Source organism: Paenibacillus sp. DCT19 (assembly GCF_003268635.1).
Lineage (GTDB): Bacteria > Bacillota > Bacilli > Paenibacillales > Paenibacillaceae > Paenibacillus.
In genome coordinates, this window is sequence record NZ_CP029639.1 from 4,961,948 (window position 1) to 4,975,276 (window position 13,329).

A 13,329-nucleotide genomic window follows, 5' to 3' on the forward strand; every position below is an offset into this window, starting at 1 on the left:
ATGATCACCCTTGATTTTTGTTTTTGTAGACAGATGGGAGCTCACCTGTAAGCGCTTTAAATTTATCCGTAAAATATTCTGCATCGTGATAGCCAAGCTTGGATGCAATATCCGAAATTTTCATATGGGTTCGGCGGAGTAATTTACGCGCTTCCTCAATCCGCAGCCTATGAATATATTCGCTGAAGCTTACGCCTACTTCCTGCTTGAACTGCTGACCGAGATAAGCCGAATTCACATGAATTCGCTGGGCGATATCCTGTAGTTTTATTTTCGTACAATAATGCTCATTCAAATATTTAATCGCTTCGGCTACCGGACTTCTCATGGAAGACTTCTTCGGTAAGGACTGAGAAAGACGTTCTGATAATTGGATGCAAAGCCCTTTTAATTTGCCAGATGTCCAGCTCTCGGCTTCATGCCATGCTCTATCCTGGAGCAACAGCATACAATCTTTCTTTTCGCTGAACTTACGTAATAACTCACCATGCATATATCGGATGACGCTTTGAGCCTGGCTCAGGGACATTTCAGATCTCACGATCAAACGTAGTATCTTATCCACCACAGCTTGGATTTCACTAACTTCACCTGCTTCGATCGCACCCAACAGATGTCTCGACAAAGAAAGCATCCCTTCATGATCGTAATGCTCTGGCGCGTCTAATCCCATGGATCTGTGGGTAGTCACTTCATTCCCGGAATCAATTGTTCTGGTGTATTTTTTCTCATCTCTACGCTTGTTTAATGGTGTAATGAGCTCCAGCAAAATCTGATGAATCTCTTCGGTAACCAACGGTTTGAGCACATACTCGTCAACTTGATACTGGATCGCCTGCTTGGCATAACCAAATTCGGAATACCCTGTGGCAATAACGATTTTGGCATTATTTTTCATTTCCTCACGCATCGTTCGGATTAGACCCAGACCATCCAGCACAGGCATTTGAATATCGGTTACAACCAGATCCGGTTCAACCTGACCGATTAAGGAAAGTGCCTCTTCACCGTCCGTCGCCGTACCACACAATTCATAGCCACAAGCCTGCCAGTCAATCATCGTTCTCCAGCCTTCCAGTGTATACGGCTCATCATCTGCCACAATGACCTTGTGCATGAACCCACCTTCCATTTCCATTTTTGTATCCAGTATGGCATCATGTGACCCATGCGACAATAGATATTTTTCTACAGGAATCCTGAAAAGCCTTACCTCCACAACCTTAATAAGGTCTGGATGAGTAAGGCTCTCCGTTATTCAGAACACATTAAGCACAACTATTGATAACCTCGTTATGTGAGACTTACCTGGTCTAAGAGATTCCCCTACTTGTAGGTGCACTTCCTTTTGCCGCGTTTAACAGACGCGAGAACGATTCCTTGGGCTGTCGCTGTTGATCAAATACGAATGGCCAGTTCTTGCGTCCACGTACAGGAAAATTGTCTAACCATGTGTAGTGATCCGAAGTTCCCCAGAAAGTCACCGAGGTAATCGAAGCCTGATATTCAAGGAACAGACGGAAAATCTCTTCATAGCGTTGCTCCTGTAATTCCATCATTTCAGCGGTTGGTTCGATCAGATCGATTCTTCGATCTTCATGGCGGAATACAGACAAATCCAGTTCGGTGATATGAAGCTGCACATTCAGTGATGCGTAACGTTCGATCGCCATGCGAATATCCTCAATGGATGGACCATGAATATTCCAATGCCCCTGCATGCCAATACCATGAATAGGCGCACCCTTTTCCAATAAACCTTTGACCAGTTCGTAAATCTTTTCCCGTTTCACCGGATCAGTCTCATTGTAATCGTTATAGAACAGCAAGGCTTGAGGGTCAGCCACATGAGCTAAGCGGAACGCTTCGAGCAGATAGTCCTCCCCCAGAATCTGAAGCCACTTGGTATCCCGCATCATCAGATCTGTCTTATCTTCAATGGCTTCATTAACAACATCCCAGGCGCTGATATGGCCTTTGTAACGTCCAACCACTGTATCGATATGTGACTTCAGGCGTGATAGCAATAATTCTCTAGACGCCGTACCACCAGCTGGATCTTGAAAAACCCAATCTGATGTCTGGTTATGCCACACTAACGTATGTCCACGAACGGACATCCCGTTACGAACCGCAAAATCAACGATTTCATCGCCTGCCTCAAACGCATAACGTTCCTCTTCTGGATGGATCTCTTCAAATTTCATCTGATTCTCTGCAGTGATGCTGTTATAATGATGGGCAATGAAATCACCTTCTGTGCGTATAAGGCCTGTATGAACAGCGGCACCGATTTTGAAATTGTCTCGGAATGCATGGTGCAAAGATGGAATCTCTTTCGACATGTTTCATTCCTCCCGAAGGTTTTAATCTCATCATATCTCTTTATGAATGCGCTTACGATGAACAAATTAAACTTCTTACCCCCATAGATTGAACCAATCGTCTGTTCATACAAAAATACGCCTCTCCTCATTCGTCGCTATTAACGACAATGGATGTGGAAGGCGTTTAGCTCATTTAAATCGCTTTATTGCTTCATTGGTCACATTCGTTTCCTTGTGACTTACAACTTGTCCACCTGTAATAAGGTGACTGGCTTCACAGTAACTGCCGAGCTAATCTGCTCCTCGGAGAGCACATTGAGCTTGAGCAGACTCTTGAGCTTGTTGTTGTCCACTTTGGACAGTAAACGCCAGATTTCCGGATCTGGAAGAGCTGCGTATAGCTTCTGATCGTCATATTCTTTCCGGTGCTGCAGCACCGTTTTTACAACATACCCACCAAGCTCTGTCTCATACACACCTTGCTCCGCGCAGTACCCCAAGATGTCATCCCGCAGAACAGATAGACGTTGCTCGATCTCCTTTTGCTGCTGCTTCAACTCAAAATAATCCCTTACGTTCTGTTCCATCCTCATCACGCTCCTTCTATACCATAGGTATGCGAGACATGAAGATTTAGGACAGGTTGTTGAGGATTACTCGCCAGGGCGTAGGTCCGTACTCTTGAGCATGAAGAACGATTACGATTATTTTTCAATGCTTACAATATGAGTCCTAGGAAAATAGTGTAAATTTTTTATCGTATCGTTGTAGTGGATTTTTTAACACGTTTAAAAAAAGATCTCAATTCTACTCCATTATTTATGGTCGTTGTTTTAACACCACAAGCGAAAATGTTCTCGTGCACTTGTGGAAATAATCCCTCATTTGTTTTTTTGATATTGAGCATATGGTTATAATACTCTGTTCCTAAGTCAAACCCGATTAATTCAAACCATTTTGTAGCTAGTATAATGTTTTTTTCAATTTCACCTTCATAGCAGAATATACTTAGTTCATTTCCTTCATCGTAATCTTCTTTCACTATAGTCTCTAAAGGAGCTTTCAAATAAAATTTAATAATTGGATCACCAGACATATATTTAAACCAAATTGTATGATTGTTCGATGAGTCAACGATTACGTTATTTTGATTAGCAAAATTATCAGCCAACTTTAACAACTTTTCATATTCTTCTGAGACTTTCAAATATTGAAGTGAGTTTTTTGATTTCATATCTAACAATGAGTTAGGAAATAATATAGATAGACTTTCGAATACTTCTATTTTTTCCTCTGTAGTTACGTCAGTCTCCTCACTTAACAACAGATAATCACAGTATTTCTCAACCGACCTATCATTTTCAATTTGTATCAATCTATTATCGAACAAATCAAAATTATAGTGAGTTCCTGTGCTTGTTAAAGTCTCATAATCATCTGCTGTCCAATCACCTTCATGAACAGAATTCCAGAATGTCACATCGTTCAGTTCTTCATGATCGGTACTACTATTCGTTGAGTTTCTAATGTTATTCGTAGTTAAGTCTTTATTCTGATAATAAATTAATAAAACTTGAAGAATTGGAGATAGAAAGTCGGCATACCGTGATTCTTTGTAGGCTTCTTCCGCCATCTCCAGTGTGGATTGACTTTGGATCATTTTGAGTGCGATATTCAAATCTTCAACCAAGTTAATCTCACTAAAAATCGTGTCCTCGAAATCGTAATCTAATGTCACAATTCCCCTCCTCATACATATTAATCACTTCTTACAGTATCAGATTATCCGCCTAAACGAAAAAAAACGCGTGCTTCGCGGTCACTGTTTCACACGAGATGAAGCCCATCTGTTTTTAATGTACAGGCCAACGTGTATAAAGAAATAGATAATTAGAACATTAATAATGAACGTCCCTAGCCCGATGGATACTCCTTCCATAAACCATGGATACCCCGTTGTATGTCCCAGATGATATTGCGTAAAAAATTGAAAGGGGAACCCGTATTCTGTCCGCGATATTCCTTCGTTGTCTACTTTTCCAGGAAGGAGCAGTACAGATAAGACCGTTAACCATGTTGATATATTAAGAACTCTATAGTTGATCTTTAATTATTGATTCGGATACTTCTCTTGCAAGAAACGTACCGATTGTGTAATCAACGTTTGTAATACAAGTACGTCAATGTCTGCAACTTTGTTAATGTAGACACAAGCTTTTCCTGTTGTATGTTTACCAAAATCCTGTAATAGTTCCTCTCGCTGCGTATCTCCTGTGGCGAAATATAAACTGATCTTAGCTTTGCGGGGTGAAAAACCAACCAGCGGTGCATCACCTTCATGTCCTGATTCATATCGATAATGATAGCTACCGAATCCGATAATACTCGGTCCCCACATCTTGGCTTCATATCCCGTCGTTTCTGTAAAAATATCTAATAATTGATATGCATCCTCACGTTTCTTCGGGCTCTCTACACTTTCAATAAACTCAATGACACTGCCGTCGGTTTCTTTTGTTTTTGGTTGTACCATGGTGATTTTCACTCCCTTCATTTCCACTACTTCCTATTTACTGCTATTAATTATACACGAAGTGACTACATATTTACCTTAATTATCCTCATTCAACAATTTGGTTGTTCAGTGTAAATTTTAATTTAGTTCCTTCCTTATCAGCTTCCAGTGTGTCTTGTTGGTACTTGCCAAGTGTATATCGCTCCAATGTCTTTTTCCAAAATTGCTGAGCCCTAACATTGATTTCCGCTGCATTCGTCTGCACCTCCCACGAACCTCGGTGCTGGTTCATCACATGAGTAGCCAAATGCTCAGCAATCCCCTTCCCACGGTACGGCCGCAAAATAAAAAATTCGTTCATATAAAAGTCGCTGCCATGAGGTGTGTATGGTGGTGTCGCCACCAAAGCAAATCCTGCCGGGATACCCTCTACTCGTACTAGATATGGATACAGTATGCCTGGCTTCGACCACCAGATATCAAAAACGTTATTCTGCTCTGCTAATGTCTTCGTCTCATCTTCTTCAAAGATTCCATAGGTGTTAGGTTTGAATCCCCATATTTCAGACAGATCGTGTAAGTACATGGGATATAGATTGTTAATGATGAATTTCGTTTGTTCATTGGTTAATTCAACAGTAATGTTCATTGATGTTCCATCCTCTCGATATAAGTTGTATATTAAGCAGTTGACGATTCAGTATCAGTATAAGGACATTCAAATGACATAAATAGATAAGGATTGAGTAGGACTCATTCTTTACATACTGAAAAATCCACATTAGAGGTGGCTCTAACATGGATTTTCATAATTTAAGCTTTATTTTTGCGAGAGTATACAATCTTTTTGATACTGTCCGAAGATAACGCGTATTGATCGATCAGCTGATCTACCGTAGCTCCTTCGGCAAACTTCTCACGTATTTCGCGATTTCTTAGGTTCAGCATAACCCGGGTGCCCGATTGTTCTCCCCACTTCGAATGGGTATCCTTGCGCTTGGGAATATAGATCATCCCACCATGCACATATCGTTGAATCTCTTGTAATAACTCTTCTGGTAATAATGAATCAGCATTTGTATATTTCATCTGGCTCGCTCCTTAAAAAAATTGATATTTAAGGTAGCAAAGTCAACCGATGAACTCTTTTTCGTGCAGAAAATGAAGGCGGACTATAATTTAGGCTCCATGCAAACAACCGCCGTTGTTCATACGTACTGACTTTGCATAGAGCAGATCGATAAACCTGTTATGACAAAATACATGGTATCTCCCCTTTCTGGAACACTACTAGATAACTTGAATCAAAGAATATTTACACTTGCCACTCCGATGACAGAATAACCTTCCGATCGCTGTTACCCCAGATTCTACAAATACTTCTTAAATGCCTTACTTCCTTCGCCGTCATAACCTAACTTATCATAAAATTGATGCGCGTCTTGCCGCAATGCATTACTGGTAAGGAACACTTTAACGCAATTTTTCTCCTTGCAGACTTGTTCCAGGTGCTCCATTAATCTCGAACCATATCCTCTTCCCTGCATTTCCTGCGTCACGATCACTCGTTCAACTACACCGAAGGGTCTCGTTCCACTCAGGGCATCCAAACAAACATGTAAATGCGCCGTCCCCACAAGACTTCCATCCACATCATATACAAATAAGTAACTGTTCGGGTTGATTCGAATCTCTTCCAATCGTTCAGGCAATACATGAATTCCAGAATGATTCGGTAACAATTCTTGATATAGACGTTCAACTGCAATCGCATCCTTGCCCTCGGCTTCTCGAATCATTTGCATCACCTCTGTTCGTTATTTGCATTCCGTACTTGGACTAAGCCCTTTATCCCTACATCAATCAAGAAAAATAACACCGCAGCAATGATGCCATATAAAGTCATGAATAAGACTTCTCTAACTTCTATTACTTTACCGATATTAAGCGCAAAAAGGTATAAATAGGTACCCAGGAAACCAACCATCGCATAAGCGATCACATGTATCCCTATGAAGTAGACTTTGTTCTTATCGGCAATTGGGGCTAACCACTTGTCTAACAGGATAGAGCTTGGGATACCAATCAGGAAGATAGGCGGTGTACCGAATAACAGAAATACGATCATATAGACTCTGAAACCCTCTATATCATTCACTGAAGGAATGCTCACAATGAAGGCAAAACTAAGAGAGGTTACGAGCGCAACGAGGAGTTTTCTCGTCAGATTTATCCGCCTTCTACCTTGACCTTCTTGATCGACATAGATCATCCTGCGTATAGACCGTGTTCTTTTCATACGTTGTTTCTCCTCTGAACTAGCATATGTTCGTTCATATCAACCCCGATGATTCGTTCCAAACCATACGAGATGAGACAGTTCCTCACCTGAGAGGAATCCAACTTTAGTATACAAATGCTCGGCGGGATTACCCTGTGTAACGAACAGACGAATGACAGGATAGATAGGTGCTAATGTCGTTATCGCATGATGTAACAAGTAACTTCCAAGTCCCTCTGATCGATAGGCTGGGGTCACAGCGATATCATAGATTAGAGGTAAATTTTCCCACAGGGTTACAAGACAGAAACCAACTATACGTTCCGTATCTTGCTCAACCAAAATAGAAGAAGCACCGCGCAGTTCATCCTGCTCATAATGATCAAAATAATATGTGAGGTCATTCTGACAATGATCCATTGACTGTTCTTCTACTCCGCCGCGATAAGCCTCGATCATGATCTCAGCTAGTTTGGGCATGTGAACTCGTTCAGGCCGGATACGTTTTAACTTCGATGTCAGAGGGTTTTCCAATGTCTCAGTGGGTCTGATCATACATTTTCGAGTGCTCAGCTTGTTGAATTCAGCATGTTCAAATAACGAAATATGTTCAGGCATAACATTATAGACATGTAATTGATCAGGTTTGCTCTTCTTGCGAATCATATAATCTTTCAGAAATTCAACAGTTTCCTTCGTTAACGTATGCGGTGGAATCATAAATAAGGAACCTAGCTCATCATCAACCAAAGAAATTCCAGCAATCCGATGCTCTGCACTATAGATCCAATAACAATCCGTTGCTTCAAGCATCATAGAATGAATGTCCGACCAGCTCGGTCTGAACCAGACATTTTTGCGATATGTGGCGAAGTACGCTGCATATGTAGATGAGTCTGCTTGGATTAAACGATAGGGTATGTTCGGTCGTATGCTGCACCTCTCTTAAGATTTTATTTGCAAACGTATTTCTTCTACCCCTCAGGGTAAGTCACAATGTGATGACCGGGAAAAATATCATATGCTTTAATCCAGTGCGTTCCAGCTCCTGCGACAGTAATGATCTCCTTGATTTTGTTCTGCTCTCCATCTACTATGACATCCATCCAGCTTGTGTATAAGGTGTTACTGTCCTGATAATAGATCACACAGCTTACTCTCACCCGATAATCAGAACCTTCCATCGTCACATCCTGATAAGTCAGATCATGAAATTGCACGGCACCCTCACCGTAGGTACTCTTAAATTCTTTTGTCGTATACTTCCCGATCTCCGGATCGTTTTCTTCCAAAGCCATAAAATATTTGGCAATCACATTTCTGAGCTTAATCCATTCCTCTTCGTGAAACTTAAAATAATCCCCATCCCAGATGTTAGGCTGTAGCTGTACAACACCTTGGTTCCGATCATACTTAAAATCCATATTTAGCGCCTTGGCTACTTCATTCAATGGAACCATCACTCGGCCATCTACAATCTTTGGCTCGACATTAGGTCGCTCCATCCCTTTAATGACTAGCTTCAAATGGGTCTTGGCTAACGTAATCGTCGAGATGCTTAGTAACAATACAACCAAGAATGAAGTTAATATCATTTTTTTCTTCACGAAGATTCCAGCTGCCTTTCATTGAAATATTTCATATACTTCCATCATAACCCAGATAATCATTTATGGACATATAATATATGGAACAAAAAAACCACGGTTTCCCGTGGCTGATGCATTCTCCATCTCTATATCATGCGTTGATCATTTTTGTTTATATCGATCCACTCACCAATTGCCCTTCATACCATACGGTCTGCCGTTTGGCTCTTCGAGCAACCGCCTCGGCGGAACAACTCGCGTGAACCAGCATAAAGCTGGCTGTATCGCCTACCTTCGGCCAAACCTGATTCCCTTGAGCATCAATTGGAGTTATGCCACCCGTAACGAATCCTAGCGATTGAGCTAAGGAAAGTTCATCCGAATATCCGTACAATTCTGCGTAACGTCCCGCTTTCTCCAATTGATCTCCATTTCCAAAAGGTGACCAGTGATCCGTCAAACTATCGGTTCCCAGCTTGACCTTCACCCCATGGCGGTGAAGCATCGGGAGAGGCATCATCGTTCTGCCGATTGGCACAGTAGATGCCACACTCATACCGAGGGATGCCATCTGAATGGCCATCTCTTCCGCTTCCTGCACGTCAGCATGAGCGAACCAGAACGCATGACTCACCGTGACTTTTCCATGAAGCCCTGCCTGTTCGGTTAGCTTAACTAATTGTTGCAACGTTTGTTGCCCAGCTTCATTACGTTCATGCAGATGGATATCAATACCTGCCTGATAACGAACAGCCAGCTCGACCATCGTATGCAACGATCTCTCAACATCTCCGTCCACAGTAGCTGGATCTAGTCCACCTACATGCGTTGCGCCTTCAGCCATGGCCTGATCCATCCATCCAACAGAATCGGAGCGAAGAAGTCCATGTTGTGGAAAAGCTACAATTTCGGAAGAAAGCTTGCTCGAGAATGCATCCAATGCCTGCTTGGTTGCTTCTAATCGTTTCAGTCCACTCACCGGCTCAATGTTACAGTGACTCCTTACATGCGTAGAGCCTAAGCGCTGAATAAGCTGTAAAATATGCTCTGCCTGACTTCTAGCTTCAGGCAGTAGTTTCGGGAGCAACTGCCGCTCCTCCTCAATACGCTCGAAGATGCTGCCTATCCGCTTAACCGCCTGCCACGGTTCTCCGTAATAGGTTTTGTCCAGATGAATATGAGCCTCTTCGAACGAAGGAAGCAACAACAGACCGTGACAATCGTATTTGGGTAGTGCACTTTGAAGCGCTGTTTCAATACCTCTGATCTCTGCAATAACTCCGTTCTCAATGCGAAGGTGACATAAGCTTGTCCGTGTTCCGGTCACTTCTTGTCCATCCATCACATAACTCTGCTCCAAATTTACGTTCGTTAACCAATAGGCATGATTCAACATATGACGCTTCACTCCCACTCAATTTTATGTAATATTTATCGTAGCATAATGGTTAACGCAGCAAAAATATGTATAACGTTGGCATACCATACGTTTAACGTTTGGAGTTAGAGTCACTCTTAATAGACAGAAATACAGGCATGATTCATGCCTGTATTTCTAATTATTCATCCTATTTTTCTAGTGGATATATCTCATGTCTAACTCCGATTATGCACACACCAGCATAACGATCTAGAACCTAAACCTCGCATGACCACCGTCAGATACACCCTCGATCTGTTCAATATCCAGCAGTCTGCGTTTCATGTCTAGCCCGCCACGAAATCCTGTCAACTTGCGGTTTGCACCAATAATGCGATGGCATGGCAATAGAATTGGAATGGGGTTAGCTCCGTTCGCTGCACCGACTGCACGAACTGCCGATGGTCTTCCGATCGCAGTCGCAATATCACCATAAGTTCGAGTCTCACCATAAGGAACTTGTCCAAGCTCTGTCCATACCTGCTGCTGAAATGCTGTTCCAATCAGGTCCAATGGAATGTCAGCTGTGAATGCTACCTTTTCGCCGGCAAAGTACGATGTCAGCCACTCGGTAATACCTGTCTGCTTGATCGTCTGTTCATCCTCTATTAATTCAACTCCAGGAGCTATACGAGCAATCCAGCCTTCCCAATCCTGCAATGTTTCATTAGGCATAATAATACGACCTACGCCCTTCTCTGTTGCAAGTACGATCCAGGGCAGACCATCTAGTTCCAGCGGGGTCCACATGATCTTTTGCCTCATATCCATCATCCTTCCGTATCATGTTCCAATTGTATTCTTATGCGAATCAAACTGACCGCTTCAGCTTACGCTTCATCCCACGAATAACTTGTTTCGTCTGCGGATCAATACGAGTAGATTCCGTTATTTTCTGGAGTGCTTTGTTATACGTAAAATCATCGAGCGTATTGTCCTTAAGATAACGCATCGTAATATCGGGCAATTTAATGTAAGCAATCGAAATCGCCCATGCAACAGCCATTTTCACATAATATCCTTCATGTCTGATTTGATCCAACGAAGCAAGCATCTTATGGATATACGGTTCTTCCATATAATAGTTTAAGCACATCACAACGCCGAAGCGAATATCGTACTCAAGCTCGGACGCCAAGTAAGGCTGTATAAATTGCCACACCCGTTCTTGTTCTTTCTTCGTAAATTTCAATCCACCACAGAAGCTATCGCATACAGACCAGTTATTGATTTTGGGGACAAACCAAGCAATATGCCGTAGCCATTCTTCTGGATCTGTGCGGATATAGCCAATAACCAGTGCCTGCAACATCACTTCTTCAAAGTAGTCATCGTCTGCGTTCTCCAGATAGACACGCCAATCTGCTGCAACAATCTGTTTCGCCAGCTTACGTAGTGCGGGTATTCTAACACCCAACAGATTCGTAATGTTAGGAATGAGTGCTGCCGTAAATTTCTGATACTCTGGCTCAGCCAGGCTGAGCAACTGTGTTCTAATATCTGCTTCCACTAGTGCATGTCCCCCTCGTTTGTTGCTATACATCAAGTATATCCTTGCAACGCATGTTTGTAAGCCCATATTGCATGTTTGAGCAAGATTTCCATATCCTAAGACATCCCCTGAGGACTTCGGTTTCCCTGATCTGTTCCAGACAAAACGTTTCCTTTTTATTCATGCCTTGTTTAACTGCCAATCTATTTCGTTTAAAAATATGAAGTTGACCATACAGAAAGGAGTGTCGATATGAACGGAGCTCATACCAAGAAAGATTTCTCCGTAGAGGAGATCACCGGACAACTTGTCCATCATGTGCAGTCCCAAAATCTACCTGAATTCTATAAACTGGTGAAGGAACTGCATCCCTATGATCTTTCACTTATATATAAAAAGTTCCCTGAAGAAGAGAGAAATCGGTTTCTGTTGCTGTTCAAACCTGATGCGCTAGCCGATCTGGCGGAGAACCTGAAGCTGCATGAACAGATTCAGCTGTTCGAACGACTCGGGCCAGAACGAACGCTTGAAGTCATGCAACAGATGGACAAAAGCGACCTGATCCGGTTCATGCACGATATCCCAGCCAAACGTAGGGAAGAATTGCTGTCGGATATGAATCTCGATCACTCTGCCATCATCCGGTCTGTGTTGAATTATCCGCCGGAGACGGCTGGCCGGATTATGACAGATCGGTATCGAACCCTGCTCATCCATGAGACCGCCAAGGAAGCGCTAAGACAATCGCAAGGCACCATGCATATCTCCGCCTCCAGTTATCTCTATGTGACCGACAATGAGGGTAAACTCGTCGGTGTCGTAAGTTATCGCTCCCTTGCTTTGGCAGATGACAAGACCAAGGTTGAAGAGCTGATGACCAGGCGTGTGATCCACGCTACGGTTGATATGGATCAGGAAGAAGCCGCGCAACTGCTGCAACGTTACGAGTTCATGGCACTTCCAGTCGTAGACGAAAATCACAGGCTGTGCGGGATCATTCAGATGGATGATGTTATTGATATTATTATGGATGAAGCGAGTGAAGATATAGCCAAGATGGGGGGCGGTGGTAAAGATATTGATTTTGATACCAAACCACTGGTTGCGGTCAAACGCAGACTTCCCTGGTTGATCTTGTTATTACTAATCGGATTAATATCCGGAAGTATTGTAGACTTTTTTGAAGATACGTTAAACCAAGTCGTTGCGCTCGCCTTCTTCATGCCCATGATTGCCGGGATGACAGGCAATACAGGGACACAGTCCCTGGCTGTCGTTGTACGCGGACTGATCGGACGTAAGTTGGACAAGTCAACGGTGCTGGCACTGATTGGTCGGGAGATTAAGGTGGGCACGATGATTGGTTTAGTCTGCGGAATCCTGATTACCATCATCGCTTATTTCTGGCAAGGAGACTGGCTGCTTGGCGCGATTATCGGGGTATCTCTCTTCTTCACTCTCGTGATTGGTACGCTGACTGGAACGTGCATCCCACTCCTACTCAGTCGCTTCAAGGTAGACCCCGCTGTTGCCTCAGGGCCGCTGATTACAACGTTAAATGATATTCTGTCGCTCTTTATCTATTTCGGCATTGCCACTCGCTTCCTTGGCGCACTGATGTAAACGCAGCAGGAATGCAACTGTAATAAAATAAACATGTAAAGCAATAAACAGACCCTGATCCCGTGATCCAGGTCTGTTTATT

General features: G+C 42.8%; 15 protein-coding genes. 1 reads left to right on the plus strand and 14 read right to left on the minus strand.

Going from position 1 to position 13,329, the window contains the following annotated elements; genetic code table 11:
• Positions 1-4: 4 nt before the first annotated feature.
• The 14 genes from DMB88_RS22710 to DMB88_RS22775 all read right to left on the minus strand — a co-directional run bounded on the left by DMB88_RS22710 (position 5) and on the right by DMB88_RS22775 (position 11,642).
• Positions 5-1,117 carry a helix-turn-helix domain-containing protein gene (locus tag DMB88_RS22710; protein WP_128103174.1) on the minus strand — a complete coding sequence of 371 codons (1,113 nt, stop codon included), beginning with the start codon at positions 1,115-1,117 and terminating at the stop codon, positions 5-7.
• A gap of 196 nt (positions 1,118-1,313) precedes the next feature.
• A complete protein-coding gene (locus DMB88_RS22715; RefSeq protein ID WP_128103175.1) occupies positions 1,314-2,345 on the minus strand; it encodes an endo-1,4-beta-xylanase in 1,032 nt (343 codons plus the stop codon).
• Positions 2,346-2,566: 221 nt separating this feature from the next.
• Positions 2,567-2,920, minus strand: a complete 354-nt coding sequence (locus DMB88_RS22720) for a hypothetical protein (protein WP_128103176.1) — start codon at positions 2,918-2,920, stop codon at positions 2,567-2,569.
• 161 nt (positions 2,921-3,081) lie between these two features.
• Positions 3,082-4,065 carry a hypothetical protein gene (locus DMB88_RS22725; RefSeq protein WP_128103177.1) on the minus strand — a complete coding sequence of 328 codons (984 nt, stop codon included), beginning with the start codon at positions 4,063-4,065 and terminating at the stop codon, positions 3,082-3,084.
• 372 nt (positions 4,066-4,437) lie between these two features.
• Positions 4,438-4,860, minus strand: a complete 423-nt coding sequence (locus DMB88_RS22730) for a DUF1801 domain-containing protein (protein WP_128104568.1) — start codon at positions 4,858-4,860, stop codon at positions 4,438-4,440.
• Between the two features lie 88 nt (positions 4,861-4,948).
• Positions 4,949-5,491: a GNAT family N-acetyltransferase gene (locus DMB88_RS22735; RefSeq protein ID WP_128103178.1), complete on the minus strand. Its 543-nt coding sequence runs from the start codon at positions 5,489-5,491 to the stop codon at positions 4,949-4,951.
• A gap of 164 nt (positions 5,492-5,655) precedes the next feature.
• Entirely contained in the window at positions 5,656-5,931 is a 276-nt protein-coding gene (locus DMB88_RS22740) for a CD3324 family protein (protein WP_128103179.1), read from the minus strand.
• Positions 5,932-6,212: 281 nt separating this feature from the next.
• The gene (locus DMB88_RS22745; RefSeq protein ID WP_128103180.1) at positions 6,213-6,641 is read right to left on the minus strand and encodes a GNAT family N-acetyltransferase; all 429 of its coding nucleotides are present in this window, start codon (positions 6,639-6,641) and stop codon (positions 6,213-6,215) included.
• A 5-nt stretch (positions 6,642-6,646) separates the two neighbouring features.
• On the minus strand, positions 6,647-7,141 hold the full coding sequence (locus tag DMB88_RS22750; protein WP_128103181.1) for a hypothetical protein: 495 nt from the start codon (positions 7,139-7,141) through the stop codon (positions 6,647-6,649).
• 39 nt (positions 7,142-7,180) lie between these two features.
• Entirely contained in the window at positions 7,181-7,939 is a 759-nt protein-coding gene (locus DMB88_RS22755; protein ID WP_128103182.1) for a GNAT family N-acetyltransferase, read from the minus strand.
• A 158-nt stretch (positions 7,940-8,097) separates the two neighbouring features.
• The gene (locus DMB88_RS22760; protein WP_128103183.1) at positions 8,098-8,730 is read right to left on the minus strand and encodes a stalk domain-containing protein; all 633 of its coding nucleotides are present in this window, start codon (positions 8,728-8,730) and stop codon (positions 8,098-8,100) included.
• Between the two features lie 154 nt (positions 8,731-8,884).
• The gene (locus DMB88_RS22765) at positions 8,885-10,108 is read right to left on the minus strand and encodes an amidohydrolase (protein WP_128103184.1); all 1,224 of its coding nucleotides are present in this window, start codon (positions 10,106-10,108) and stop codon (positions 8,885-8,887) included.
• Positions 10,109-10,342: 234 nt separating this feature from the next.
• Positions 10,343-10,897, minus strand: a complete 555-nt coding sequence (locus DMB88_RS22770; protein ID WP_128103185.1) for a methylated-DNA--[protein]-cysteine S-methyltransferase — start codon at positions 10,895-10,897, stop codon at positions 10,343-10,345.
• Between the two features lie 46 nt (positions 10,898-10,943).
• Positions 10,944-11,642 (minus strand): DNA alkylation repair protein, encoded by a 699-nt coding sequence (locus DMB88_RS22775; protein WP_128103186.1) that lies wholly within the window; start codon positions 11,640-11,642, stop codon positions 10,944-10,946.
• Between the two features lie 234 nt (positions 11,643-11,876).
• Between DMB88_RS22775 and mgtE the strand changes: the two genes are divergently transcribed.
• Positions 11,877-13,247, plus strand: coding sequence for a magnesium transporter (gene mgtE, locus DMB88_RS22780; protein ID WP_128103187.1), 1,371 nt, complete (start codon positions 11,877-11,879; stop codon positions 13,245-13,247).
• The last annotated feature ends 82 nt before the right edge of the window (positions 13,248-13,329 follow it).